Source organism: Achromobacter spanius, assembly GCF_039673305.1.
GTDB classification, from domain to species: Bacteria; Pseudomonadota; Gammaproteobacteria; order Burkholderiales; family Burkholderiaceae_B; genus Achromobacter; species Achromobacter spanius_F.
On the sequence record NZ_JBDJLJ010000038.1, the window covers coordinates 19444 to 43831 of the forward strand.

Genomic DNA, 24388 nt, shown 5'->3' on the forward strand with positions numbered 1-24388 from the left:
GGCGTCAGGCGGGCGCGCCGCCCAGATACGCCTCGATGACCTTGGCGTTGCTTTGCACTTCGTTGGGCAGGCCCTCGGCGATCTTCTGGCCGAAGTCCAGCACCGACACGGTGTCGCAGACTCCCATCACCACGTCCATGTGGTGTTCGATGAGGATCAGCGTGATGCCGTGGTCGCGCACCTTGCGGATGATGGCCAGCAGCTCGACGATGTCGGGCGCGGTCAGGCCGGCTGCGGGTTCGTCCAGCAGCAGCAGCTGAGGATCCAGCGCCAGGGCGCGGGCGATCTCCAGCAGGCGCTGTTTGCCGTAGGGCAGGTTGCGGGCCTCTTCGCTGGCCAGCGACTCCAGGCCCACGAATTCCAGCAGCGCCATCGCGCGGGCCCGTGCGCCTTGTTCCTCTGCCTTCCATTTGGGCGTGCGCAGCGCGATGCCGCCCAATCCGGTGGTGAAGGTGTGATGCAGGCCCACCAGCACGTTCTCCAGCGCGGTCATCTCGCCAAAGAGCTGGACGTTCTGGAAGGTGCGCGCGATGCCCGCTTCCGCGATGTCCGCCGGAGCCAGGCCGACCAGCGACTTGCCGGAGAACTCCACGGCGCCGGCCGTCGGCACGTAGATGCCCGTCAGCACGTTCATCATCGTGCTCTTGCCCGAGCCGTTGGGCCCGATCAGCCCGTGGATCGTGCCGCGCTTGACGGTCAGGTCCACCTGGTTCAGCGCCTTCAGGCCGCCGAACTGCATCAGCACGCTCTTGGCCGCCAGCAGGGTCTCGCCCTTGCCGGCAACGGCGTCGGGCACGGCTTCCTGCTCTTTCACCAGGTCTTTCTTGACCGCCAGCGCGGCGCGGCGGTTGGAGAAGAACAGGTTTCGCACGAAGCCCACGATGCCGTCGGGCAGGTAGTACACGACGAACAGGATCATGGCGCCGAAAATGGTCAGCCGCCAGTCGGTGACCGCTTCCAGCCAGTACGAGAAGGCCGCCAGCACGATGGTGCCGACGACCGGCACCACGACCTTGCGCGGCTCCGTCCGGCCCTTGGAAATGGCCACGACGCTGCCGACGGTCACCAGGATGGCGACGGCAAGCGCGATCAGCCGGAAGGTGCCGATATCGTCCAGCATCTTGGGCAGCAGCACGATGATCGACGCGCCCAGCAGCGCGCCCGTGCGGCTCTTGCGGCCGCCCATGATGATGGCCAGCAGGAACAGGATGGTGAGTTCGAAGTTGTAGGTGTTGGGCGAAATGTACTGTTCCGAGTACGAATACAGCGCGCCCGCCAGGCCGGCGAACCCGGCGCTGATGACGAAGGCGATCACCTTGTGCCGGTACACCGACACGCCCATGCAGTCCGAGGCGATCGGGCTGTCGCGCAGGGCTTCGAACGAGCGGCCCAGGTGCGATTTCAGGATCCGGTGCACCACGATCAGCGAGATCACCAGTAGCGCGGCCACCAGCCAGAAGTACTCGCTCTTGGTGAGCACGTGCCCGGCGATGGACGGCTTGGAGATCTTGATGCCCAGGGGCCCTTCGGTCAGGAAGGTCATCTCGTTGATCAGGATCTGGATGATGGTGCCGAAGGCCAGCGTCACCATCGCCAGGTAGGGGCCCGTGACGCGCAGCGCCGGCAGGGCCAGCACCGCGCCGAACGCGGCGGCGATGATGATGGCGGCGGGCAGCGTCAGCCAGATGGGAATCTGCAGATGGAAGACCAGCACGCCGGCCACGTACGAGCCGATGCCGAACAGGCCGGCATGGCCCAGCGACACCTGGCCGGTGTAGCCCACCACGATATCGAGCCCGAACAGCAGGATCGAATAGATCATGATGGTTTCAATCAGGTGCAGGTAATACGTGTTGGTCACGCCCAGCGGCACGGCGGCCAGGCAGGCCACGGCCACGATGGATAGGAGCAGGTGCAGGGGTTTCATCGCTTACACCTTCTTGATCGCGGTCTTGCCGAACAGGCCGGCGGGCTTGAAGGTCAGAACGAGCAGCAGCAACACCAATCCCGGCACGTCTTTGTACCCCGTCGAAAGATAGAAACCGGTGGTCGTTTCGGCGATCCCCAGGATCAGCCCGCCCACCACCACGCCCATCCCGCTGGACAGGCCGCCGATGATCGCAACGGCGAAAGCCTTCAGGCCCAGCACCGCGCCCATGGTGGCGCCGGTCAGCGTCAAGGGCGCGACCAGCACGCCGGCGAAGGCCGCCGTCAGGGACGACAGCGCGTACGAGAAGGTGATGACCATGCCGGTGTTGATGCCCATCAGGCCCGCGGCGTCGCGGTCGTTGGACGTGGCCACGAAGGCCTTGCCGTAGATGGATTTGCGATTGAAGATTTCCACCAGGATCATCATGCCCAGCGCGCCGAACACCACCAGCAGTTCCATCGGCAGGACGTTGGCGCCCAGCACCTGGATGGGCGCTTCGGGCAGCGGCGAGGGAAAGCGCAGGTCGTCGCGGCCCCAGATGTTCTCGGCCACGTTCTTGAAGATGATGCCCAGCGCAATGGTGGCCATGATCCAGCCGAACTCCGACCGCGTCTTGATGGCCGGCCTGACGCCGACGCGTTCGACCAGCGCGCCCTGCGCGAAGCCGAAGATGCAGACGATGGGAATCATGACCCAGTAGTTGACGCCCAGGCCGACGAGCGTGAGTCCGACGAGGGCGCCCAGCATCAGGGCTTCGCCCTGGCCGAAGTTCAAGGTGCCCGACGTGGCGAATGTGAGCTGGTATCCGAACGCAATGACCGCATAGATCATGCCTAGCGCGATACCGCTATAGATGAGCTGTAGAAGAATCATGGTGTGTGTCTTGAGGCGCTGTGTTCCGTCCCAACCCCCTTGGGCAGAACGCTGTTTTCAGGCGGCTGCATGCCCCGGGCCCCGGGGAACGGGGCGCGGGCGGCGGCGGCCGGGCAGCCGCCGCCTTCCTGCTTGTCGGGATTTAGTTGGCCTTGATGACGCGGCCGCCCTTGACCTCGCCGATGACCACTTCCTTGACGGTGATCGCGTCGTGGTTGTCGTGCGTGAAGGGCTTGTTGTAGGTCATCACCACGCCTTCGACCGGCGCTTGCAGGTTTTCCAGCGCTTCGCGCACCTTCGGACCGTCGGTGGAGTTGGCCTGCTTGATGGCCGCGGCCAGCAGGAAGATCGAGTCATAGCCCTGGGCCGCCGACACCGGCGAATCGATGCGGTTGTTCTTGGGCTTGAACTTGGCCAGGTAGGCGTCGATGAAGGCCTTGCGCTTGGGCGTGTCCGGGTCCTGGATGAAGGTCTGCGGCATGCGCGCGCCTTCGCCGTTGGCGCCGGAGTTGTCGATGTAGTTGGCCATGGACAGCGTCCAGCTGCCGATGATCGGCACCTTCCAGCCCAGCTTGGTCATGCCGTTGGCGATCTGCGCCAGCTCGGGGCCGATGCCGTAGGTCAGCACGGCTTCGGCGCCCGCGGCCTTGGCCTTGAGCAGCTGGGCCGTCATGTCGACGTCCTTGATGTTGAATTTTTCGACCGCCACGGGCTTGATGCCCTTGGCGTCCAGGGCCTTCTCCAGGTCTTCGCGGCCAAGCTGGCCGTAGTTGGTGGAGTCGGCCAGGATCGCCACCTTCTTGAAGCCGCGGCGGGTAATCGCTTCTTCCACGATCATCGGGGCCTGGATGCTGTCGTGCGCGGCGTTGCGGAACACGTAGTTGTCTGGGTATTCCGGCGCCTTGAACTGGTGCGTGATCACGCTGCCCGTGGCCACGTTGTTGAACACGGGGATCTTGGCGTCCTGGTAGAAGCGTTGCGAGGCAAGCGCCACGCCGGTGTTGATGTAGCCGACGGTGGCTGTCACCTGCTCCTTGTTGATGAGTTCCTGGGCGATCTGCACGCCGCGTTCGTTCTTGGCTTCGTCGTCGCGTTCGACCGCGACGAGCTGGCGGCCGAGCACGCCGCCGTTCTTATTGATTTCCTCGATGGCTAGGCGCACGCCGTCGCGCATGCTGACGCCCATGGAGGACGAGCCGCCGGTGTAGGGGCCGGCGACGCCGATCTTGATGGGGTCGGCGGCGTAGGACGCGGCCGATGCGGCAAATGCAAGGGTTCCTGCGAGCAGCTTCAAACGAAAATCCATGGATGTCTCCGTTGTAATTGGTGGAACTGCGTGGAAAGCCGTGTGCCGGCGCCAGTCGGCGGGATGTCGTGGTAGTGGCGCTCTCCTTTGTTGCGTGTCGTGACTGTCTGCTTAATCGCTTACGCGAATCTGACCCGGCGGGGGTTTTCCGCGTAAATACCTAGTACGGATGCGGGGTTCCTGTCATTGCGCTGAATGACTGAGTTGACCGGGACAAGGTGAGCGGCGCATGGCGCGCCGCAAGCGTGCAGTCGTGCAGGCCGCATCCTAGCCATCGCGGCCGGGCGGCGTGCGGAATTTCATTCCGCTCGGTACTGGAAATTTATTCCTGATCGGCTTGCGAGCCGCATGGCCATTGGGCGGCGCGTTGGCACACGTCAACCAGCCATAGGGAAAACGCTTGGGCCGCGCCGCCAGGTGCGCGCGAGCTTTCGGTGCACAAGTAGTACTGCGATTCACCGGAAATCTGCACGTCAAGCAATCGAACCAGCTTGCCTTCATCGAGCCATTCGGCCGCCAGGGAACGGCGCGTGAGGGCGACCCCCTGGCCTGCGCGCGCGGCGGCCAGCATCATGCCCAGATCGACCAGCCACACGCCCCGCGAGGGTTCGGGCCAGTCGAGCCCCGCCGCCGCCAGCCAGGGACGCCACGGCTCCATGGGGCAGCGCAGCAGGTCTGCCGGCGCCAGGTCCTCGGGCCGCAGGATCGGGCCGCGAGCCTTCAGGTAGCCGGGCGAGCAGACGGCGAACACCGGGTCCTGCGTGAGCTGACGCGCGTGCAGGCCGGGATACTTGCCGCTGCCGAAGCGGATCCAGACATCGGCATTGGGCGGCATGATGTCCAGGTACGGGATGGACAGCAGGATTTCCAGTTCGACGTCGGGGTGGCGCGCCGTGAAACCGGGCAGGGAGGGAATGAGCACCTGGCGGGCGAAGGTGGGCGTGGAGACGACGCGCAGCGTTTCCAGCTTGGGCTCGCCGCGCTTGTGCAGCGTCGCGTCGGACAGCAGGTCGAGCGCCGTGCGCACCTGCTCAAGATATTCGCGCCCGGCGGCGCTTAGCGTGGCGCCGCGGCTGCTGCGTATGAAGAGGGTGACGTCGAGCAGGGTTTCCAGCGCGGCGATGCGCTTGCCGATGGCGCTGGCGGTGACGAAGAGTTCTTCGCTGGCGCGTTCGAAAGAGCCCAACCGGGCGGCCGCCTCGAATGCCTGGATGGCGGCGAGCGGCGGCAGGCGCACGTCTTTGGAAGGAGAGGGTCCGCGCATGATCGTCTGGCGGGCCGGCCGTGCGCCCGACGAAAAGTGGTGAAGCGCCGATTATAAAAGTGAAGGGGCGGGCAGGCCCTGCCCGTACCGGCGCAGCACTTGGGCGATCTCCACGCGGTAGCCGTCCAGCCATTGCGACTGGGCCGTCTTGGCCGCCAGATGCGTCGGATGCCGGATCAGCGCGTCCAGGGCGTCCAGAGATTCCCAGTAATAGACGTTGGCGAACAATCCCCGGGCGGGGTCTTCCCAGGATTCCTCGCCCAGGTAGCCCGGGATCACCCGCGCAGCGGCCGCAATGTGCTGGTCCAGGCGATGGAATTCGTCGTCGAACTGCTTCTTCGCGAAGATGAAGGTGGAGGTATAGATGGCCGGACTCCGGGTTGAAAGCTCTAGACGCCCTTGACCGCCAGGCTGACCGCCAGGCCGGCCATGACCACCGCGATCACGCCGTCCAGGACGCGCCATGCGGCCGCGCTGGCGAAGAAGGGCGCGAACAGGCGCGAGCCGATGCCCAGCACGGCCAGCCACAGCAGGCTGGCCGTGAAGGCGCCGGCCGCGAACGCCATGCGCGCGTCGTCAAAGCCGTGCGCGAGCGAGCCGACCACCACCATGTCCAGCCAGAAATGCGGGTTGAGCAGCGAAAATCCCAGGGCGCCCAGCATCGCGGCGCGGCGCGACGGCACCACGTCGCGCGCGGCGGCCAGCCCGCCCGTGGCGGTCCAGGCGCGGCGTGCGGACTGCGCCGCGTACCACGTCAGGAAGGCCACGCCGAACCACAGCACGGCGGTGGTCAGCCAAGGGAACCAGGACGTCAGCGCCTGCAGGCCGGACACGCTTGCAAAGATGAAGACGGCGTCGATCAGCGCGCAGATGGCGACCACGCTGAGCAGGTGCGCGCGCATGAGCCCCTGGCGCAGGATGAATGCGCTTTGCGCGCCGACCACGGCGAACAGGCCCAGCCCGGTGGCGGTGCCGCTGGCCCAGGCGGTAAGGAAGAGGGGGGATGACAAGGTGGCGAACATGATGCGGATACCTGTGACTGCAGCGCCTGTGGCGACGCTTTGATGACTGGCCGGGCGCGGGGGAAGCGGCCGGCAACGCATCATTTTCCCTTGCCATGTGTATGAAATACAGCTAATTTTCCTTCACTATATTAAGTATTTCTAATCATATGAAAATCGATCATGGCAACCTCCGCGCGCTGGCGGCCGTGGTGCGCGAGGGCAGCTTCGAACGGGCTGCCTTGTCGCTCAGCGTCACGCCGTCGGCGGTGTCGCAACGGATCAAGGCGCTGGAAGACCGCATGGGCCGGCTGCTGGTCCAGCGCACCGTGCCCGCCGCAGCCACGGCGGACGGCCAGGTGCTGGTCCAGCTTGCCGAACAGACCGCCCTGCTGGAGCACGACGCGCTGAACCGGCTGGGCGTGGCCGATGACGACGTTCCCCACGCCAGCATCCCCATCGCCGTCAACCACGACAGCCTCGAGACCTGGTTCGTGGACGCGGCGCTGCAGTTTTCGGCGCGCACCCGCGCCACGCTGGACATGCTCTCGGAAGACCAGGACCACACGGCCGCATTGCTGCGCAATGGATCCGTGCTGGGCGCCGTGACCACGCTGGCCGATCCGGTGCAGGGCTGCCGCATCCACGCGCTCGGCAGCATGCGCTACGTCGCCACCTGCACGCCGGCCTTCCACAAGCGCTACTTTTCCGCGGGCGTCAACGCGCAGACGCTGGCGCAGGCGCCTGTGCTCGTGTTCAACCGCAAGGACGCCTTGCAGGCGCGCTTCGCGCACAAGATCGCCGACCCGGCGCCGTGGGAACCGCCGGTGTGGTGGGTGCCGTCCACGCGCGCCTTCGTCCAGGCCACGCTGGGTGGACTGGGCTGGACCATGAATCCGCTGCCGCTCGTGCAGGAGCACCTTGACGCCGGTCAACTCGTGCTGCTGCGCGGCCGGGCCTGGGAGGACGTGCCGCTCTACTGGCAGCATTGGCGGGTAAACTCCGAGGCCATGGAAGCCTTGACCGACTCGGTTCTGTCAGCCGCCCGCAGCCTGGTCAGGCGTCGTTAACGTCTCAGGAGGACACCCATGAATATCCGCAAGTTTGCCGCCATTGCCGCTCTGGGCCTGTGCACCGCCGGTACGGCGTGGGCCAAGGACTACAAGGTGGGCCAGGTCGAAGTCGACGATCTCTGGGTTCGCGCTTCCGCGCCGGGCCAGGCCAACGGCGCCGGGTATATGGACATCGACAACGACGCCAAGACGCCGGACCGCCTGCTTTCGGTGGTGTCGGACGCCGCCGAACGCGTCGAACTGCACACGGTGCAGACCGAGAACGGCGTGTCGAAGATGCGCCAGGTCGAAGGCGGCATCGCGCTGCCCGCCGACACCGAGGTCAAGCTCAGCCCGGGCGGCTACCACGTCATGTTCATCAAGCTGAAGGCGCCGTTCAAGGATGGCGCCACCGTGCCGGCCACGCTCAAGTTCGAAAAGGCGGGCGACGTGGCGGTGGAGTTCAAGGTCAAGCCGGCCTCGCACAACCCCGGCATGAGCCACGATCACGGCGCGATGAAGCACTGATCTGCAGGCGTCCGGGCCGACCTCGGACAGCCATGAAAAAGGCCGACTCATCGAGTCGGCCTTTTCGCTGGCGTTGCCGTTGCCCGGCGCCGCGCAGGCATGCGGCGAAGATCAGTACAGGCCTTGCTGGCGCATGGCGTCGGCGACCTTGACGAAGCCGGCGATGTTGGCCCCGTCAAGGTAGTTCACGTATTCGCGCTCGGTGTGGCCGTGGCGCACGCAGTTTTCGTGGATGTCGCGCATGATGGCGTGCAGGCGGGTGTCCACTTCTTCGCGGGTCCACGACAGGCGGGCCGAGTTCTGAGCCATTTCCAGGCCCGACACGGCCACGCCGCCGGCGTTGCTGGCCTTGCCCGGGGCGTACAGCACGCGCGCGGCGATGAAGGCCTTGGCGGCTTCCAGCGTGGCGGGCATGTTGGCGCCCTCGGCCACGCACAGCACGCCGTTCTTGATCAGCGTCTGGGCATCGGCCAGTTCCAGTTCGTTCTGGGTGGCGCAGGGCAGGGCCACGTCCACGGGCACGTGCCACGGGCGCTTGCCGGCTTCATATTGCAGGCCGAACTGGCGGGCATAGGTGTCCAGGCGGCCGCGCAGGTCGTTCTTGACGTGCATCAGCGCCACCAGCTTCTCGTGGGTGAAGCCGGATTCGTCCACGACCGTGCCGTTCGAATCCGACACGGTGACCACGCGGGCGCCCAGCGCCATGGCCTTCTCGATGGCGTACTGCGCCACGTTGCCCGAGCCCGACACGGACACGCGCAGGCCGTCGAAGGACTTGCCCACGCGCTTGAGCATTTCTTCCGCGAAATACACGGTGCCGTAGCCGGTGGCTTCGGGGCGGATCAGGCTGCCGCCGAAGGTCAGGCCCTTGCCGGTGAACACGCTGGCGGTGGAGTTCGACAGCTTCTTCATCATGCCGGCCATGAAGCCGACTTCACGCGCGCCCACGCCGATGTCGCCGGCCGGCACGTCCGTGTCCGGACCCAGGTGGCGGTACAGCTCGATCATCAGGGCCTGGCAGAAGCGCATCACTTCGGCGTCGGACTTGCCCTTGGGATCGAAGTCCGAGCCGCCCTTGCCGCCGCCCATGGGCAGCGTGGTCAGCGAATTCTTCAGGGTCTGTTCGAAGGCCAGGAACTTCAGGATCGACAGGTTCACAGACGGGTGGAAGCGCATGCCGCCCTTGAAGGGGCCGATGGCGGAGCTGTGCTGGATGCGGAAAGCGCGATTGACCTGGGCGCGGCCCTGGTCGTCGGTCCAGCAGACGCGGAACTGGATGACGCGCTCGGGCTCGACCAGGCGCTCTAGCAGGGCGTGCTCGGCGTAGTGGGGGTGCTTCTCGACGAAGGGCCACAGGCTCAGCATCACCTCCTGGACGGCTTGCATGTACTCGGGTTGCTGCGGGTCGCGCGCGGCGACGCCACGCAGGAAGTCGTCCAGACTCTGCACTTTCACCATGATCTCCTCGGGGGTGCTTCGAATAGGTGCGGAAATGCGCCAGATTGGGGCGCTGAATACTTGTTCTGGTGCATGACTGCACCCGGATGGTGCGGAATTGTAGGGGCAAATTGTTGCCCTGCGCAAAGTTGGAAATTGCGCCATCGCCTTGATATCAAACGGATTTTTCTTGCTGATATATGGGGACGGTTTAATCGGGCGGAATGCGCCAGGCTGTGGAGAAAAGGATCAAATAGCCTTGCAAGGCTTGAATTTCCTGGGGAAATTAATATGTCCCCAATTGTAGGGGTGCGGCGCTCATAGGGCAGTGACCCTTCGTCGCCAGGGAAATCCGATTCCCGGCAAGCCTCTTGGGGCCTTCGTGCCGGGAAAATTTCCTTTATATGTCCCTGTTATTTATTTGAGAAAAATCACGCCCGGAGCGTCGTGTCGTAGTCGATCGTCAGGGGCGCGTGGTCCGAGAATCGTTCGTCCTTGTAGATGGCGACGCTGCGGGCCTTGGCCGCGATGCCGGGCGTGGCGATCTGGTAGTCGATGCGCCACCCGACGTTCTTCGCCCAGGCCTGGCCACGGTTGCTCCACCAGGTGTACTGGTCGGGACGGTCGTCGATGGCGCGGAACACGTCCACGAAACCGCGCTTGTCGAACACGTCCGTCAGCCAGGCGCGCTCTTCGGGCAGGAAGCCCGAATTCTTCATGTTGCCCTTCCAGTTCTTCAGGTCGATTTCCTTGTGGGCGATGTTCCAGTCGCCGCAGATGACGAATTCCCGGCCGGTCGTCTTGTGCTCGTGCATCAGCGCGTCGATCCACGGCCCGAAGCTGTCCAGGAAGCGGTACTTCGCCTGCTGGCGCTCGTCGCCGCTGGAGCCCGAGGGCAGGTAGGCACTGATCACCGACAGATCCTTCCAGTCGGCGCGGATGATCCGGCCTTCCGAGTCGAACTCTTCGCAGTCAAAGCCGGTGTTCACCCGTTCCGCGGGGTCGCGCAGATAGATGCCCACGCCGCTGTAGCCCTTTTTCACGGCATGGTGGAAATGGCCGGTGTAGCCGGGCGGATGGCGCAGCTCGTCGGTCAGGTCTTCGTGGGATACCTTGATTTCTTGAAGGCACAGCACGTCGGCCGCGTGGGTCTCCATCCACGGTTGCAGGCCCTTTTTGAAGGCGGACCGGATGCCATTGAGGTTGATCGACGTGATGCGCAGCAAAGCGAAACTCCTGAAGTGCGGCCGCAAGGCGCGGACAATGCCAGGAATTTAACCGACTCGGCGTCGCGGCCCGGAACCCGCCCCGACAGCGGATAAAATGGCGGGATCTGCCATCTACCGGACCCCCTGCATGCCCGCCGCTCAATCCTCCGCCACCGCCCTTGATTTCGTCCGCTTCGCCCTGAACGAGGGCGTGCTGCGTTTCGGCAGCTTCAAGGTCAAGTCTGGTCGAATCAGTCCTTATTTCTTCAATGCCGGCCTGTTCAACAGCGGCCGTTCGGTCGGCAAGCTGGCGGGCTTCTATGCGCAGGCGCTGCTCGACTCCGGAGTGGCCTTCGACATGCTGTTCGGGCCCGCCTACAAGGGCATTCCGCTGGCGACGGCCACGGCGGTGGCGCTGGCGGGCCACCCGGACATGCAGGGCCGCAACGATGTGCCCTTTGCGTACAACCGCAAGGAAGCCAAAGACCACGGCGAAGGCGGCACGCTGGTCGGCGCGCCGCTCAAGGGCAAGGTCGTCATCATCGACGACGTGATCACGGCGGGCACGTCGGTGCGCGAATCGGTGGAGATCATCCGCAACGCCGGCGCCGAGCCGGCCGCCGTGCTGATCGCCATGGACCGCATGGAGCGCGCGGGCGCCGATGACGCGCTGTCGGCGCATTCGGCCGTGCAGGACGTGGCCAAGACCTACGGCATTCCCGTGGTGGCCATCGCGTCGCTGGCGGACATCATGGCGCTGCTGCAGGACGACGCGGCGTTCGCCGAGCACACTGACGCGGTGCAGGCTTACCGGACGAAGTACGGGGTGTAGAACCCCCGGGCTGGCAAGTGCTTGCCGGCCGCTGTCCGTATCGGGCGACAGGAGATTCGATCCTGTTGGCAGGATACGCAAGCCCCTTTACGACGACGTTGCAGTCAAGCGCCGCCTGCGCCAGCCGCTTGTCGAAAGTGGCCAAGGCGGCGCCATGCCACAGGGCGAGTTCCAGGTATGACGCATCGTATACAGTGAGCGCGTGTTGCCGGGCAAGGGATACGCTGCGGGGCAGCCAGGTCGCGGTGGCACGAGACTCGTTTGTCACGGGCGTATTCTTCAATCGAGCGGAGAACGCGGCCAGCATTCCCGGGGTGGCTTGCTGCTGCCGCTCAATGCGCAGCGCACCCTGGGCGACTTCCAGCGCCCAGATCAATGGGACGAGCGCCGGTTCGTCAGTCAGGTCTTCCAGTATGGCGAGTGCTTGAGCGCTATGCGTCTGGCTGGGTAATTGCAGCCAACTCAAGGCGACCGACGCATCGAGTACGAGCTTCATTCGTGTGTTCCTTTGACCGCGCGCCACCAGGTGGCTTCGTCCACGTAAGGGATGCCCTTGGTCTGCTTGAGTCCTTCGAGTGCGCGGTGCGCTTCTTCGGTGAGCAGGGGATTGACCTGCCGAAGCTGGGCATACGCCGCGCCGTCGCGGGTGATGACGACGCGAGTGCCGCTGTGGGCGGTTTCGATGAGTTCGTCCAGGCGCTCCGCGACCTGTTCCTGCGGAATGGATAGATAGGGGGCTGTCATGGCCAAGTCTCCAGGTCGAAATCGACCAGACCATTCTTGGCCAAACAAAAGGCCGCGGCAAGATGCCGCGGCCTTCGGTTTAGTCTGATATTGCGCCGGTCCGCACGATGGCGCACCGGCCCGTGAATCAGCTATCGAGCTTCTGCTTGAGCAGATCGTTCACCTGCTGCGGGTTGGCCTTGCCGCGTGCGGCCTTCATGATCTGACCGACCAGGGAGTTGAACGCCTTCTGCTTGCCGGCGCGGTACTCGTCCACGATGGCCGGATTGGCCGCCAGCACCTCGTCGATCATGGCGCCGATGGCGCCCGTGTCGCTGATCTGCTTCAGGCCGCGGGCCTCGATGATGGCGTCGGCCTGGCCGCCGTTTTCGCCGGCCCACATGGCGCCGAACACTTCGCGCGCGATCTTGTTGGAGATCGTGCCGTCGATGATGCGACCGATCAGGGCGGCCAGCGCCGGCGCCGCCACGGGCGATTCGGCGATGGTCTTTTCTTCCTTGTTCAGCACGGCGGCGACTTCGCCCATGACCCAGTTGGCGGCCAGCTTGGCCTGGCCGGCCGGCAGCGCGTGCGCGACGGCTTCGAAGTAGGCGGCCAGGTCGCGGCTGACGGTGAGCTGGGCGGCGTCGTACGCGGGCAGGCCGTATTCCGATTCGAAGCGGGCGCGCTGGGCGGCCGGCAGTTCGGGCATGGCGGCGCGGACCTCGTCCACCCAGGCGCTGGAGATCACCAGGGTGGGCAGGTCGGGGTCGGGGAAGTAGCGGTAGTCGTGCGCGTCTTCCTTGCTGCGCATGCTGCGCGTTTCGTCGCGGTCGGCGTCGTACAGGCGGGTTTCCTGGACGACGGTGCCGCCGTCCTCGATCAGTTCGATCTGGCGCCGCGCTTCATAGACGATGGCGCGTTCCAGGAAACGGAACGAGTTGACGTTCTTGATCTCGGTGCGGGTGCCGAATTCCTTCTGGCCCACCGGGCGGACCGACACGTTGGCGTCGCAGCGGAACGAGCCTTCCTGCATGTTGCCGTCGCAGATGCCCAGCCACACGACCAGGCTGTGCAGCGCGCGCGCATAGGCCACGGCCTCGGCGGCGGAGCGCATCTCGGGTTCGGTCACGATTTCCAGCAGCGGGGTGCCGGCGCGGTTCAGGTCGATGCCGCTGGCCGGGGCGCCATTGGCGAGGTTGAAGTCGTCGTGCAGGGACTTGCCGGCGTCTTCTTCGAGGTGGGCGCGCGTCAGGTTGACGGTCTTTTCTTCTTCGCCCACGAAGAACGACAGCGAACCGCCCACGACCACGGGCAGTTCGTACTGGCTGATCTGGTAGCCCTTGGGCAGGTCCGGGTAGAAGTAGTTCTTGCGCGCGAAGACCGAGCGCGGGGCGATGGTGGCGCCCACGGCCAGGCCGAAACGGATGGCGCGCTCAGCCGCGCCGCGGTTCATGACCGGCAGGCTGCCGGGCAGGGCCAGGTCGACCTCGTTGGCCTGCGTGTTGGGGGCGGCGCCGAATTGCGTGCTGCTGCCAGAAAAAATCTTGGAGTCGGTGGAAAGCTGCGTATGCGTTTCCAGGCCGATGACGATTTCCCAGTTCATGTCAGGCGTCCTGCTTTACCGGCGATTGCTTGTGCCAGTCGGTGACTTGTTGGTAGCGGTCGGCGACGGCCAGGAGACGGCCCTCGTCGAAGTAGTTGCCGATGATCTGCAGGCCGACGGGACGATTCTGCTTTTCCCCGCCGAAGCCGCAGGGGATCGACATGGCGGGCAGGCCCGCCAGGCTGACGCCCAGCGTGTAGACGTCGGCCAGCCAGTCGGCGGTCGGGTCGTCGCGGTTGTCGCCGATGTTCTTGGCGACCGTGGGCGTGACCGGGCCCATGATGACGTCGCACTGGCCGGCAAAGGCGCGCTGAAAATCCTGCGCGATCAGGCGGCGCAGGCGCTGGGCCTGCAGGTAGTAGGCGTCGTAGTAGCCGTGCGACAGCACGTACGTGCCGATCAGGATGCGGCGCTTGACCTCGTCGCCGAAGCCTTCGGCGCGCGAGCGGCTGATCATCTCGTTCAGGTCGCCGTACTGCTTGGCGCGGTGGCCGTAGCGCACGCCGTCGTAGCGGGCCAGGTTGCTGGACGCTTCGGCGGGGGCGATGACGTAGTAGGCCGGGATGGCCAGTTCGGTGCGCGGCAGCGACACCGGCACGCGTACGGCGCCCAGGGCCTCGAACTGCGCCAGCGCGGCCTGCACCGCGGCGGCGACGTCCGGCGCCAGGCCGACGCCAAAATACTCTTCAGGCACGCCGATGCGCAGGCCCTTCAGGGGCTGGCTGCCGGCCGCGTCGAAACGTCCTTGGGTGGCGTCGAAGTCGCGGCGCACGCGGCCGGCCTCGTTCGCCACGCCATCGCATTTTTCCAGGCTGGTGGCGTCGCGCGGGTCGAAGCCGCTGATGACATCCAGCAGTTCGAGCAGGTCGCGGCTGCTGGGCGCCAGCGGGCCGGCCTGGTCCAGGCTGGAGCCGAAGGCCACCATGCCGTAGCGCGACACGGTGCCGTAGGTCGGCTTGATGCCGCTGACGCCGCACAGGGCGGCGGGCTGGCGCACCGAGCCGCCGGTGTCGGTGCCCGTGGTGGCGGCCACCAGGCGGGCGGCCACGGCGGCGGCGGAACCGCCCGAGGAACCGCCCGGCACCGCGGCGTGGTCCCAGGGGTTCTTCACGGCGCCATAGGCGGAGTTCTCGTTGCCGGACCCCATGGCGAATTCGTCGCAGTTCAGCTTGCCCACCGACACCGCGCCGGCCGCGCCCAGGCGTTCGACGACCGTGGCGTCGAACGGGCTGACGTAGCCCTCGAGCATCTTGCTGCCCGCGGTGGTGCGCCAGCCGCGCGTCACGAAGGCGTCCTTGTGGGCGATCGGGATGCCGGCCAGCGGGCCCGCGGTGCCGGCCGCCAGGGCGGCGTCGGCGGCGCGCGCCTGCGCCAGGGTCAATTCGGCGTCAATATGTAAAAAGCTGTTCAGGCCGCTGGCCGCTTCGGCGGCCGCCAGGGCGCTTTGCGCCAGGTCGACGGCGCTGACCTGGCGTTGCGCGAGGGCCGCGCGCAGGGCGGCGATCCCCTCGAATTGGGTGTGCAGGGCAGGTTTCGTCATGACTTATTCCAGGACCTTGGGAACCAGGAACAGGCCTTCCTGGGCATCGGGAGCATTGGCCAGCAGCGCTTCGCGGCGGGCTTGCGAACCGGCCTCGGTCACGGCGTCTTCACGCAGGCGCAGCACAATGTCCTCGTGGGCGGACAGGGGGTGGGCCAGGGGTTCCACGCCTTGGGTATCGACGGACTGCAGCCGTTCGATGAGGTGGAGGATGCCGTTGAGTTCGGCCTGCGCGACGGTGCGCTGGTCGGGGGTCAGTTCGATTCTGGCCAGCCGGGCAATGCGGGCCACATCTTTATCATTGAGCGCCATGGGGGAATTGCAAATTCGATGAGCGAAGGCCGAGGGGCGGGACTGGGCAGTATGCACATGCCGAACCCGTTACAAAGCTTGAATAGCCTGCATTTATGCGCTATTTCCGGGGAAATTATAAGTTATGATTCACGGTTTAATCGCCGTGATGACAGGCGGACCCGACGTTTTTCGGGCCAAACGCCCCGCGGCATGACCCCAATTCCCCCCAGAATTTAGCTGAGCTCCCATGTTCGGATTCCTGCGCAGTTATTTTTCCAGCGATATGGCGATCGACCTCGGTACCGCCAATACGCTGATTTACGTCCGCGGCAAGGGTATCGTTCTCGACGAACCCTCCGTGGTCGCAATCCGTCATGAAGGCGGGCCTCACGGCAAGAAGATCATCCAGGCCGTCGGCCACGAAGCCAAGCAGATGCTCGGCCGCGTGCCCGGCAACATCGAGGCCATCCGGCCCATGAAGGACGGCGTCATCGCCGACTTCACGGTCACGGAACAGATGCTCAAGCAGTTCATCCGCATGGTGCACCCCCGCAACATGCTGGCGCCCAGCCCGCGGATCATCGTCTGCGTGCCCTGCGGCTCCACCCAGGTTGAACGGCGCGCCATCCGCGAATCGGCGCTTGGCGCCGGCGCTTCCCACGTTTTCCTGATCGAAGAACCCATGGCCGCCGCGATCGGCGCCGGCCTGGCGGTATCCGACGCCAGCGGCTCCATGGTCGTGGACATCGGCGGCGGCACCACGGAAGTGGCCGTCATCTCGCTGGGCGGCATGGTCTACAAGGGTTCCGTGCGCGTCGGCGGCGACAAGTTCGATGAGGCCATCGTCAACTACATCCGCCGCAACTACGGCATGCTGATCGGCGAACCCACCGCCGAACTCATCAAGAAGGAAATCGGCTCCGCCTTCCCGGGTTCCGAAGTCCGCGAAATCGAAGTCAAGGGCCGCAATCTGGCCGAAGGCGTGCCGCGCAGCTTCACGGTGTCGTCCAACGAGATCCTGGAATCGCTGACCGATCCGCTCAACCAGATCGTTTCGGCCGTCAAGATCGCCCTCGAACAGACGCCGCCCGAACTGGGCGCCGACATCACCGACAAGGGCATCGCCCTGACCGGCGGCGGCGCATTGCTGCGCGACCTGGACCGCCTGCTCCAGGAAGAAACCGGCCTGCCGGTCGTGGTGGCCGACGATCCCCTGACCTGCGTCGTGCGGGGTTGCGGCGAGGCGCTGGAACACCTTGAGAAACTGGGCGCCATCTTCATCAACGACTAATCCCGCCCGCCAGCCCGGAGCCCCGCTTTCTTTTGGCTCCGGCCGCTGCGGGAGCCTCGGACGCGGGCGCCCGGGCTGAAATTCATGCAACGACAAGGGACTCCCCCCCTATTCAGGCGCGGCCCACCCGCCGAGGTGCGGCTGGTCGTCCTGGTCGTCCTTGCCTTGGCCCTGATCGTCATGGATTCCCAATGGCGCATGCTGGAGCCGGCGCGCCGGGCGATCTCCGTGGCGCTGTATCCGTTCCAGCGCGCCGTCATGGCCCCGCGCGACCTCGTCCAGCAGGTCAACGAATGGGTCAACGCGGCCAATCTCATCCGCAGCGAAAACGAAGCCCTGCAGCGCCAGCGCATCGAGCTGGCCCAGGTCGCGTCCCATGCGGCCCAGCTGGCCGCTGAAAACTCCCAACTGCGCCGCCTGCTGGGCGTGACCGACACCGTGGCGCAGTCCGCCGTCGTGGTCGAGGTCATGTACGAGCCCACCAACGCCTTCACCCAGCGCCTGGTCTTCAACAAGGGCAGCAAGGCGGGCCTGGCGCCCGGCATGCCGGTCATCGACGAAGGCGGCGTGGTCGGGCAGATCGTGCGCGTCACGCCCATGACCGCCGAGGCCGCGCTGGTCACCGACGAACAGGTCTCCATCCCCGTGCAGCTGCTGCGCAACGGGCTGCGTCTGATCGCCTTCGGCGGCAATTCGCCCGGCAAGATGGAAGTCCGCTACCTGGCGGCCAATGCCGACATCAAGGAAGGCGATACTATTGTCACTAGCGGCGTCGGCGGCCTGTTTCCCGCCGGCCTGCCCGTGGCCAAAGTGACCTCGGTCGAACGCGATACCGCATCCGGTTTCGCGCGCGCCGTGTGTGAACCGCTGGCCCACCCCGAACGCTATCGCCACTTCCTGGTCCTGCAGGTGGATGTGGATCGCGCCGAGTCCAACCGTCAGGAGGTCGATTCCGGTGGATCGGACTAATCAAGCCGCCGGGCAGCCCCGGCGCCGCCTGGGCACGCCCAGCAACGTGCAGCCCGACAGGCTGTCGGGTCCCGCGCACGGCGTCTTTGTCTGGGGCACCGTGCTGCTCGCGTGGCTGGTGTCGCTGCTGCCGTGGCGCCTGTGGCAGGGCGCACCCGACGTACTGCTGCTGATCATCGCCTTCTGGTGCGTCCACGAACCGCGCCGCGTGGGGCTGTTCACCGCGTTTTTCTTTGGCTTGCTGATGGACGTGCACGACGCCGGCCTGCTCGGCGAGCATGCCCTGTCCTACACGCTGGTCGCCTACGGCGCCGTGGTCCTGCACCGGCGCCTGCAGCGGTTCGATCTCTGGAGCCAGGCGATGCACATGCTGCCTGTGTTCTTCATCGCCCGCTTCGTCACCCAGATCATCCATGCGTGGCTGGCCGGAAAATGGCCGGGCTGGGACTGGGGCATCAGCGTGCTGCTGACGACCGCCCTGTGGCCGCTGGCGGGCTGGGTCCTGCACCTGCCGCAACGCGGTGTCGACGACGCCGAATCCTCCTCCGCCTGATGGCGGCGTCGCGTCATGTTTGAATTCAAGAAAACCGGCCAGCAGCAGAAGCAGCGCTTCCGCCTGCGCGCCTGGGTGGGCGGCGCCTTTGCGCTGGTCTGCTTCGGCGTGCTGGTGGGCCGGTTCTGGTACCTGCAGGTCGATCGCTACGAAGGCCTGTCCGAACGCGCCGACCGCAACCGCATCGCCGTGGTGCCGATTCCGCCGCGCCGCGGCGAGATCCTCGACCGCAATGGCGAGGTCCTGGCCCGCAACTACCGCACCTATACGCTCGAGGTCGTCCCCGCCCAGGCGGGCAACATGAGCGAGCTGTTCGCGCGCCTGACCGAGGTCGTCTACATCAGCCCGGCCGACCAGCGCCGCTTCAAGCGCCGCGCCGCCGAGTCCAGCCGCTACGCCAGTCTGCAGCTGCGCAACAACCTGAACGAGACGGAGGCCGCCTGGTTCGCGGCGCACTCCTTCCAGTTTCCGGGCGTGGAACTGCGCGCGCGCTGGGTGCGCGAATATCCGCAGGGCGTGTCCGCCGCGCATGTGGTGGGCTACATCGGCCGCATCGCCGACAACGACATCGAAGAACTGGACCGTGCCGGCCAGCTGGGCAACTATCGCGGCACCGAGGTCATCGGCAAAAAAGGCATCGAAAAGACCTGGGAAGAGCAACTGCACGGCCGCACCGGCCTTGAAGAGGTCGAAGTGACCGCGGGCGGACGCCCCATGCGCACGCTGCGCCGGATCGATCCGGTTCCGGGGTCGGACATCATGCTGTCCATCGACATGGGCCTGCAGAAGGTGGCCGAAGAGGCCTTCGAGGGACAGCGCGGCGCCCTGGTGGCCATCGATCCTGACACGGGCGAGGTCCTGGCCTTCGTGTCGCAGCCGTCTTTTGATCCGAACCTGTTCGTGGACGGTATCGATGTGGACAACTGGCGCATGCTGAACGAGTCGCCCGACCACCCGCTGATCAACCGTCCCCTGTACGGCACCTATCCCATCGGCTCGACGTACAAGCCTTTCGTAGGCCTTGCCGCCCTGGAGCTGGGCAAGCGCCGCGCGACCGACCGTGTCTCGGACCCCGGCTACTTCGAATTCGGCGGGCAGAAATTCCGCAACGCCGGCGGCGCGGCCTACGGCATGACGGACATGCACAAGGCCATCGTGGTGTCGTCCGACACCTATTTCTATTCGCTGGGCCCTGAAATCGGCGTGAACGCGCTGCACGATTTCACCAAGCAATTCGGTTTCGGCCAGATCACCGGCATCGACCTGGAAGGCGAGAAGCGGGGCGTGCTGCCGTCCACCGACTGGAAGCGCTCGGCCTACAAGGACAAAGAGCGCCAGCGCTGGTACGCGGGCGAGACGATTTCCGTGGCGGTCGGACAGGGCTACAACGCCTTCACGCTGCTGCAGCTGGCGCAGGGGACGTCCACCCTGGCCAACAATGGCCTGTACCGTCGTCCGCACCTGGTGCACGCGGTGCGCGATCCGCGCACGGGCGTGGCCAAGCCCACCGAGTCGCCACCCGACTACCGCATTCCCCTCAAGCAGGCCAACGTGGACGTGATCAAGAACGCGATGGCCGACGTGGTGCGGGCCGGCACGGCGCGGCGCGCCTTCGCCAACACGCCGTACCAGGCCGCCGGCAAGACCGGCACCGCGCAGGTGTTCAGCCTGCGCGGCGGCCACTACCGCGCCAGCGCCATCGACGAGCGCCTGCGCGACCACGCGTTGTTCATGGGCTTTGCGCCGCTGGAGCACCCGCGCATCGCCGTGTCGCTGATCGTCGAGAACGCGGGCTGGGGCGCCAGCGTGGCGGCGCCGGTGGCGCGCAAGGTGTTCGACTATTGGCTGGCCAAGGACCGGCAGGACAAGATCGTGCGCCCCGAGCGCGCGGACGCCATGGCCACCGTTGAAACCATTACTTCCGACCTGGTGCGTCAACAATGAAGCGTCTGGGCCTGATCCTGCTGCGCGTGTTCACGGCATTCGACTGGCCGCTGCTGGCCATCCTGCTGATGTTCGCCGCCCTTGGCCTGACGGTCATGCATTCCGCGGTGGGCGGCACCGACTGGCGCTTCGCGGAGCAATCGCGCAACTTCATCATCGCGTTCTTCGCGATGTGGACGATGGCGCTGATTTCGCCCAAGCTGTTGATGAAGCTGGCCCTGCCGTTCTATGTGGTCGGCGTGGTGCTGCTGCTGGGCGTGGAATTCTTCGGTGAAACCAGCAAGGGCGCGACCCGCTGGCTGAACCTGGGCGTGACGCGCATCCAGCCGTCCGAGATGATGAAGATCGCCGTGCCGATGATGCTGGCCTGGTACTTCCAGCGCCATGAAGGCGCCGTGCGCATCCGCGACTTCCTGGCCGCGGCGGCGATGCTGGCCGCGCCCTTCGGCCTGATCGTGCTGCAGCCGGACCTGGGCACGGCGCTGCTGGTGTTCGGGGCGGGCTTCTTCGTGATCTATTTTGCGGGCCTGTCGTTCAAGCTGCTTGTGCCGGTCATGCTGGCGGGCATCATCGGCATCGGCACGCTGGTCTATTACGAAGACCAGCTGTGCGAACCGGACGTGAACTGGGTGGTGCTGCACGATTATCAAAAGCACCGCGTCTGCACGCTGCTCAATCCCAGCTCGGACCCGCTGGGCAAGGGGTTCCACACGATCCAGTCGATGATTGCGGTGGGCTCGGGCGGCGTGTACGGCAAGGGCTACATGAAGGGCACGCAGACGCACCTGGATTTCATCCCCGAACGCACCACCGACTTCATCTTTGCCGTGTACGCCGAGGAGTTCGGCCTGTACGGCGGCATTGCCATCCTGGTGCTGTACGGCCTGATGATGGCGCGCGGGCTGACGATCGCGTCCCGGGCGTCTTCGCAATTCGGGCGGCTGCTGTCCGGGGCGCTGACGATGATGCTGTTCATCTACGTGTTCGTGAACGTGGGGATGGTGACGGGAATCCTGCCGGTGGTGGGGGTGCCATTGCCATTCATGAGCTATGGCGGGACGGCGCTGTTCACGATGGGGATCGCGTTCGGGATCATGATGAGCATCAGCCGGCATCGGTCGGTGAAGACGTAGTCGTTTGATGTTTGCCCGTGCTGCCCAGTCCTTTGGTCTTCGTAGGTGCAGTCTTCGGTAATTTCTCCCAATCTTCGTGGACCGCCCGTCGTCGCGGGCGGCGGCACGTCGGCATTTGGGTGTCCGGTCGGCACGCGCTGAGATGGGTTTGCCAATGCTCCTGCCGCAATCGTAGCCCCGCCCACCCCAGGCCCCCGCCACACCGGGCGTCTTAAGAACCCACTTCATAGCAGCCCAAGAACGCACCCCACAAAAACAAGCGGGCGCCTCAACACATTGAGACGCCCGCAATCGGCCCGCTGCAAAAACCCGTTACGGCAGCGCCTCAGGCACGCCCAGGTCCGCGGCCAGCTTCGTCAGCCCATCCCAGATCCGGCTGTCGAACTCGACCGAATCCGCATTGACCGCGCGGTTCCGGGCCTCGTATTCGCCTGGATACTGCACCGATTCGACGCCGGGCTGCGGCTTGCATGCATGCAGGTAGTCGATGAACGCGCCCACCTCCATCGACCGCCAATCCGTATTGAAGTCCACCTGCGGATCCAGCAGCAACGCGAACATGTTGTTCGTCGCCACGCCGATGCGCGGGTGTTCGGGCTGGATCGTGCCGCCGCCCGACAGGACGCCGGCCAGCAGTTCGGCCACCAGTCCCAGCGCGTAGCCCTTGTGGCCGCCGAACGGCAGCAGCGCGCCGGGGGGATCGGTGAACAGCGCGCCCGGGTCGGTGGTCGGGTTGCCATCGGCGTCGATCAGCGATCCCGGAGGGGCCTTTTCACCCTTGGCTGCCAGCACCCGCGCCTTGTTCACGGCGATGGAGCTGGTGGCCATGTCCACGATGAACGGCGGGCGGCCGCCGGGCAGCGGCCCGGCGAAGCACAGCGGGTTCGTGGTCAGGCACGCCTGTGCGCCGCCGAATGGGGCGACGGTGGGCGAACGGTTGATCACGTTCGTGAAGGCCAGCAGGATCAGGCCCTTGGCCGCCACCATCTCGCCGAAGTGGCCCATGCGGCCAAGGTGGTGGCTATGGCGCAAGGTCAGGATGCACTGGCCGTGCTCCTGCGTGCGTTCGATCGCCTTTTCGATGACGACCTTGCCTACGTACTGCCCCAGCCCGTGATGGCCGTCATAGGCCAGCATCGCACCCCGGTCGTTGACCAGTTCGGGCCGGCCATCGGCTTGCGCCAGGCCCTCGGACAGCACGCGGCGGTAGTTCGTCAGGATGGACAGGCCGTGACTGGTGTAGCCGACGCGGTCGGATTCGACCAGGTGCTCGGCCACGTCGCGGGCGATGTCTTCGGGCACGCCTTGCGCCATCAGCACTCGGCGGCCGTACTCGTTGGCTTGGGCGATCGTGAGTTTCATGACGGCGCCTCCTTACAGCCAGCCCAGCCAGCGCCAGTAGGTCATGCCCATCAGCAGCATCAGCAGGTAGCCTACGATGGTGACGATGATCCCTACCTTGGCGAACTGCTTGGCGTTGAAGGTCTCCGTACCCAGGCACACCATGTTCTGCGGCGCGTTGATGGGCAGGATGAAACCGTAGCTGACCACGAAGCCCAGCAGCATGGTCATGCCCAGGCGGCTGAAGTCGCCCGGCAGCGTCGCCAGCACCGAGATCAGGATCGGCAGCATGGCCGAGGTCAGCGCGGTGGCGCTGGCAAAGCCCAGGTGGATGACGATGAGGAAGGCGGCCAGGATGGCGAAGATGGCCAGCGGACCCAGGTGGTCAAGTCCGGTGTGCTGCACGACCTGGTTGCCCAGCCATTGGCCGGCCTGCGTCGTCAGCAGGGCGGTGCCCAGGCTGATACCCACACCGAACACGATCACGGTGCCCCATGGAATGCGCGACTGCACGTCTTTCCATGTCATCACGCCAAAGCGCGGGAGCATCAGCAGAACCAGGCCGAAGTAGGTGGTCGACGTCGTGTCGAACTTGTGCAGCTTGCCTTCGGTCGACCAGAACAGCAGCAGCATGATCGAGACAGCCATCAGGCGCTTTTGCGCGCCAGTCATGGGGCCCAGCTCAAGCAGCGACTTCTCGACGGCTTCCTTGCCGCCGGCGATGCTGTTGCTTTCGGGTGGCAGCAGCTTGAGCACGATGACGATCAGCACGGCCGACATGATCAGCGACCAGGGGGCGCCGGCGATCAGCCAGTCCGACCACGCCACGCGTTCGCCCAGCATCTTTTCCATGAAGCCGACCGTCAGCAGGTTCTGCGCGGCGGCGGTCTGGATGCCGACGTTCCAGATGCTGGTGGCCTGGGCCACGATGATCATGATGCCGGCCGCGATATTCGAGCGCTTGTCCACGCCGAAGGCCGCGATGACGCCCATCATGATGGGCACCACGGCCGCGCTGCGCGCGGTGGCGCTGGGCACGACCAGGCTCAGCACGATGGTCACCGCGATACATCCGATCAGGATGCGGCGCGTGCTGGTGCCGACCTTGGACAGCGTGACCAGCGCGATGCGCCGGTCCAGCCCGGTGAATGTCATGGCCGCCGCAATGAACAAGGCGCCGGTGACGAGCGCCAGCGCCGAGTTCGAAAAGCCGGTCAGCGCCATGCTGATGGCGGCCGACGTGCCGTAGAGCACGTTGGGGTCTTTGATTGTCGGAGCCGTGCCCAGCAGGAAGGCCATCAGCGTCGTGATCATGATCGCGCTGGCTTCGTAGGACACGGCTTCGGTAATCCAGACCACCACGGCGAACGCCAGGATGGCCAGCATGCGGTGGCCGGCCACCGGCAGGTCCGCCGGCAGGGGCATCATCAGCACGCCGATCATCACGACGATGCCGGCGACAAGGCCGATGGGAATTTTGGTTTTCTTGGGGGCTTGCGAGGCGGGGACTGCGGTTTCCGCGGCCATATCCTTCTCCGGTTGAGGTCAAACTGACGAAACACC

23 protein-coding genes are annotated in these 24388 nt (G+C 65.7%); 8 read left to right on the forward strand and 15 right to left on the reverse strand.

Annotation, left to right across the window (positions count from 1 at the left end; translation table 11 throughout):
- Positions 1 to 4: 4 nt before the first annotated feature.
- The 6 genes from ABE485_RS22620 to ABE485_RS22645 form a co-directional block, all read right to left on the reverse strand.
- Positions 5 to 1927, reverse strand: a complete 1923-nt coding sequence (locus tag ABE485_RS22620) for a branched-chain amino acid ABC transporter ATP-binding protein/permease (RefSeq protein ID WP_346517497.1) — start codon at positions 1925 to 1927, stop codon at positions 5 to 7.
- A gap of 3 nt (positions 1928 to 1930) precedes the next feature.
- Complete coding sequence (locus ABE485_RS22625; protein WP_006216335.1) at positions 1931 to 2803, reverse strand: branched-chain amino acid ABC transporter permease; 873 nt, start codon at positions 2801 to 2803, stop codon at positions 1931 to 1933.
- A 142-nt stretch (positions 2804 to 2945) separates the two neighbouring features.
- Complete coding sequence (locus ABE485_RS22630; RefSeq protein ID WP_346517498.1) at positions 2946 to 4109, reverse strand: ABC transporter substrate-binding protein; 1164 nt, start codon at positions 4107 to 4109, stop codon at positions 2946 to 2948.
- A 322-nt stretch (positions 4110 to 4431) separates the two neighbouring features.
- Positions 4432 to 5373, reverse strand: a complete 942-nt coding sequence (locus ABE485_RS22635; protein WP_346517499.1) for a LysR substrate-binding domain-containing protein — start codon at positions 5371 to 5373, stop codon at positions 4432 to 4434.
- 51 nt (positions 5374 to 5424) lie between these two features.
- Positions 5425 to 5739 (reverse strand): antibiotic biosynthesis monooxygenase family protein, encoded by a 315-nt coding sequence (locus ABE485_RS22640; protein ID WP_346517523.1) that lies wholly within the window; start codon positions 5737 to 5739, stop codon positions 5425 to 5427.
- Positions 5740 to 5762: 23 nt separating this feature from the next.
- Entirely contained in the window at positions 5763 to 6395 is a 633-nt protein-coding gene (locus ABE485_RS22645) for a LysE/ArgO family amino acid transporter (protein ID WP_346517500.1), read from the reverse strand.
- Between the two features lie 149 nt (positions 6396 to 6544).
- On the opposite strand from ABE485_RS22645, the gene ABE485_RS22650 reads away from it, so the two are divergent.
- Both ABE485_RS22650 and ABE485_RS22655 read left to right on the forward strand, forming a co-directional pair.
- Positions 6545 to 7444 (forward strand): LysR family transcriptional regulator ArgP, encoded by a 900-nt coding sequence (locus ABE485_RS22650; RefSeq protein WP_346517501.1) that lies wholly within the window; start codon positions 6545 to 6547, stop codon positions 7442 to 7444.
- An 18-nt stretch (positions 7445 to 7462) separates the two neighbouring features.
- Entirely contained in the window at positions 7463 to 7954 is a 492-nt protein-coding gene (locus ABE485_RS22655; RefSeq protein WP_346517502.1) for a copper chaperone PCu(A)C, read from the forward strand.
- Between the two features lie 111 nt (positions 7955 to 8065).
- Here the strand turns inward: ABE485_RS22655 and gdhA are convergent, their stop codons facing one another.
- Positions 8066 to 9412 (reverse strand): NADP-specific glutamate dehydrogenase, encoded by a 1347-nt coding sequence (gdhA, locus tag ABE485_RS22660; RefSeq protein ID WP_346517503.1) that lies wholly within the window; start codon positions 9410 to 9412, stop codon positions 8066 to 8068.
- 410 nt (positions 9413 to 9822) lie between these two features.
- Positions 9823 to 10617, reverse strand: a complete 795-nt coding sequence (locus ABE485_RS22665; RefSeq protein ID WP_346517504.1) for an exodeoxyribonuclease III — start codon at positions 10615 to 10617, stop codon at positions 9823 to 9825.
- 97 nt (positions 10618 to 10714) lie between these two features.
- Here ABE485_RS22665 and pyrE point away from each other — a divergent pair, with 97 nt between their 5' ends.
- Positions 10715 to 11431 (forward strand): orotate phosphoribosyltransferase, encoded by a 717-nt coding sequence (pyrE, locus tag ABE485_RS22670; protein WP_430795458.1) that lies wholly within the window; start codon positions 10715 to 10717, stop codon positions 11429 to 11431.
- On the opposite strand, the gene ABE485_RS22675 is transcribed toward pyrE, so the two are convergent.
- The 5 genes from ABE485_RS22675 to gatC all read right to left on the reverse strand — a co-directional run bounded on the left by ABE485_RS22675 (position 11349) and on the right by gatC (position 15612).
- A complete protein-coding gene (locus ABE485_RS22675; RefSeq protein WP_346517506.1) occupies positions 11349 to 11927 on the reverse strand; it encodes a type II toxin-antitoxin system VapC family toxin in 579 nt (192 codons plus the stop codon). The genes pyrE and ABE485_RS22675 overlap by 83 nt on opposite strands.
- A complete protein-coding gene (locus ABE485_RS22680; RefSeq protein ID WP_346517507.1) occupies positions 11924 to 12175 on the reverse strand; it encodes a hypothetical protein in 252 nt (83 codons plus the stop codon). Before ABE485_RS22680 ends, ABE485_RS22675 begins: the two co-directional genes overlap by 4 nt.
- A gap of 127 nt (positions 12176 to 12302) precedes the next feature.
- Positions 12303 to 13760 (reverse strand): Asp-tRNA(Asn)/Glu-tRNA(Gln) amidotransferase subunit GatB, encoded by a 1458-nt coding sequence (gatB, locus tag ABE485_RS22685; RefSeq protein ID WP_346517508.1) that lies wholly within the window; start codon positions 13758 to 13760, stop codon positions 12303 to 12305.
- A gap of 1 nt (position 13761) precedes the next feature.
- Complete coding sequence (gene gatA / locus ABE485_RS22690; protein WP_346517509.1) at positions 13762 to 15300, reverse strand: Asp-tRNA(Asn)/Glu-tRNA(Gln) amidotransferase subunit GatA; 1539 nt, start codon at positions 15298 to 15300, stop codon at positions 13762 to 13764.
- Positions 15301 to 15303: 3 nt separating this feature from the next.
- Positions 15304 to 15612 (reverse strand): Asp-tRNA(Asn)/Glu-tRNA(Gln) amidotransferase subunit GatC, encoded by a 309-nt coding sequence (gatC, locus tag ABE485_RS22695; RefSeq protein ID WP_008159730.1) that lies wholly within the window; start codon positions 15610 to 15612, stop codon positions 15304 to 15306.
- Between the two features lie 229 nt (positions 15613 to 15841).
- On the opposite strand from gatC, the gene ABE485_RS22700 reads away from it, so the two are divergent.
- The 5 genes from ABE485_RS22700 to rodA all read left to right on the forward strand — a co-directional run bounded on the left by ABE485_RS22700 (position 15842) and on the right by rodA (position 21484).
- Entirely contained in the window at positions 15842 to 16885 is a 1044-nt protein-coding gene (locus ABE485_RS22700; protein WP_006216320.1) for a rod shape-determining protein, read from the forward strand.
- Positions 16886 to 16969: 84 nt separating this feature from the next.
- Positions 16970 to 17854 (forward strand): rod shape-determining protein MreC, encoded by an 885-nt coding sequence (mreC, locus tag ABE485_RS22705; protein ID WP_313623599.1) that lies wholly within the window; start codon positions 16970 to 16972, stop codon positions 17852 to 17854.
- Positions 17841 to 18407, forward strand: coding sequence for a rod shape-determining protein MreD (gene mreD, locus ABE485_RS22710; RefSeq protein WP_346517510.1), 567 nt, complete (start codon positions 17841 to 17843; stop codon positions 18405 to 18407). The genes mreC and mreD overlap by 14 nt, the downstream gene beginning before the upstream one ends.
- 15 nt (positions 18408 to 18422) lie before the next feature.
- On the forward strand, positions 18423 to 20351 hold the full coding sequence (gene mrdA, locus ABE485_RS22715) for a penicillin-binding protein 2 (protein ID WP_346517511.1): 1929 nt from the start codon (positions 18423 to 18425) through the stop codon (positions 20349 to 20351).
- Complete coding sequence (gene rodA / locus ABE485_RS22720; RefSeq protein WP_346517512.1) at positions 20348 to 21484, forward strand: rod shape-determining protein RodA; 1137 nt, start codon at positions 20348 to 20350, stop codon at positions 21482 to 21484. The genes mrdA and rodA overlap by 4 nt, the downstream gene beginning before the upstream one ends.
- 312 nt (positions 21485 to 21796) lie before the next feature.
- Here rodA and ABE485_RS22725 read toward each other — a convergent pair whose 3' ends face one another.
- Together ABE485_RS22725 and ABE485_RS22730 are read right to left on the reverse strand one after the other, a co-directional pair.
- Positions 21797 to 22846 carry an Ldh family oxidoreductase gene (locus tag ABE485_RS22725; RefSeq protein ID WP_346517513.1) on the reverse strand — a complete coding sequence of 350 codons (1050 nt, stop codon included), beginning with the start codon at positions 22844 to 22846 and terminating at the stop codon, positions 21797 to 21799.
- 12 nt (positions 22847 to 22858) lie between these two features.
- Complete coding sequence (locus ABE485_RS22730) at positions 22859 to 24352, reverse strand: DASS family sodium-coupled anion symporter (protein ID WP_346517514.1); 1494 nt, start codon at positions 24350 to 24352, stop codon at positions 22859 to 22861.
- Between the last annotated feature and the right edge of the window lie 36 nt (positions 24353 to 24388).

What these genes read in the sequence shown, in the direction of transcription:
- gdhA (WP_346517503.1), bottom strand. Translation starts at nt 9,412, where the DNA reads ATGGTGAAAGTGCAGAGTCTGGACGACTTCCTGCGTGGCGTCGCCGCG.
- pyrE (WP_430795458.1), top strand. Translation starts at nt 10,715, where the DNA reads ATGGCGGGATCTGCCATCTACCGGACCCCCTGCATGCCCGCCGCTCAA.
- ABE485_RS22730 (WP_346517514.1), bottom strand. Translation starts at nt 24,352, where the DNA reads ATGGCCGCGGAAACCGCAGTCCCCGCCTCGCAAGCCCCCAAGAAAACC.
- mrdA (WP_346517511.1), top strand. Translation starts at nt 18,423, where the DNA reads ATGTTTGAATTCAAGAAAACCGGCCAGCAGCAGAAGCAGCGCTTCCGC.
- gatA (WP_346517509.1), bottom strand. Translation starts at nt 15,300, where the DNA reads ATGACGAAACCTGCCCTGCACACCCAATTCGAGGGGATCGCCGCCCTG.
- ABE485_RS22655 (WP_346517502.1), top strand. Translation starts at nt 7,463, where the DNA reads ATGAATATCCGCAAGTTTGCCGCCATTGCCGCTCTGGGCCTGTGCACC.
- ABE485_RS22635 (WP_346517499.1), bottom strand. Translation starts at nt 5,373, where the DNA reads ATGCGCGGACCCTCTCCTTCCAAAGACGTGCGCCTGCCGCCGCTCGCC.
- ABE485_RS22630 (WP_346517498.1), bottom strand. Translation starts at nt 4,109, where the DNA reads ATGGATTTTCGTTTGAAGCTGCTCGCAGGAACCCTTGCATTTGCCGCA.
- ABE485_RS22620 (WP_346517497.1), bottom strand. Translation starts at nt 1,927, where the DNA reads ATGAAACCCCTGCACCTGCTCCTATCCATCGTGGCCGTGGCCTGCCTG.
- ABE485_RS22650 (WP_346517501.1), top strand. Translation starts at nt 6,545, where the DNA reads ATGAAAATCGATCATGGCAACCTCCGCGCGCTGGCGGCCGTGGTGCGC.
- mreC (WP_313623599.1), top strand. Translation starts at nt 16,970, where the DNA reads ATGCAACGACAAGGGACTCCCCCCCTATTCAGGCGCGGCCCACCCGCC.
- ABE485_RS22680 (WP_346517507.1), bottom strand. Translation starts at nt 12,175, where the DNA reads ATGACAGCCCCCTATCTATCCATTCCGCAGGAACAGGTCGCGGAGCGC.
- rodA (WP_346517512.1), top strand. Translation starts at nt 20,348, where the DNA reads ATGAAGCGTCTGGGCCTGATCCTGCTGCGCGTGTTCACGGCATTCGAC.
- ABE485_RS22725 (WP_346517513.1), bottom strand. Translation starts at nt 22,846, where the DNA reads ATGAAACTCACGATCGCCCAAGCCAACGAGTACGGCCGCCGAGTGCTG.
- ABE485_RS22700 (WP_006216320.1), top strand. Translation starts at nt 15,842, where the DNA reads ATGTTCGGATTCCTGCGCAGTTATTTTTCCAGCGATATGGCGATCGAC.
- gatB (WP_346517508.1), bottom strand. Translation starts at nt 13,760, where the DNA reads ATGAACTGGGAAATCGTCATCGGCCTGGAAACGCATACGCAGCTTTCC.
- ABE485_RS22625 (WP_006216335.1), bottom strand. Translation starts at nt 2,803, where the DNA reads ATGATTCTTCTACAGCTCATCTATAGCGGTATCGCGCTAGGCATGATC.
- ABE485_RS22645 (WP_346517500.1), bottom strand. Translation starts at nt 6,395, where the DNA reads ATGTTCGCCACCTTGTCATCCCCCCTCTTCCTTACCGCCTGGGCCAGC.
- gatC (WP_008159730.1), bottom strand. Translation starts at nt 15,612, where the DNA reads ATGGCGCTCAATGATAAAGATGTGGCCCGCATTGCCCGGCTGGCCAGA.
- ABE485_RS22675 (WP_346517506.1), bottom strand. Translation starts at nt 11,927, where the DNA reads ATGAAGCTCGTACTCGATGCGTCGGTCGCCTTGAGTTGGCTGCAATTA.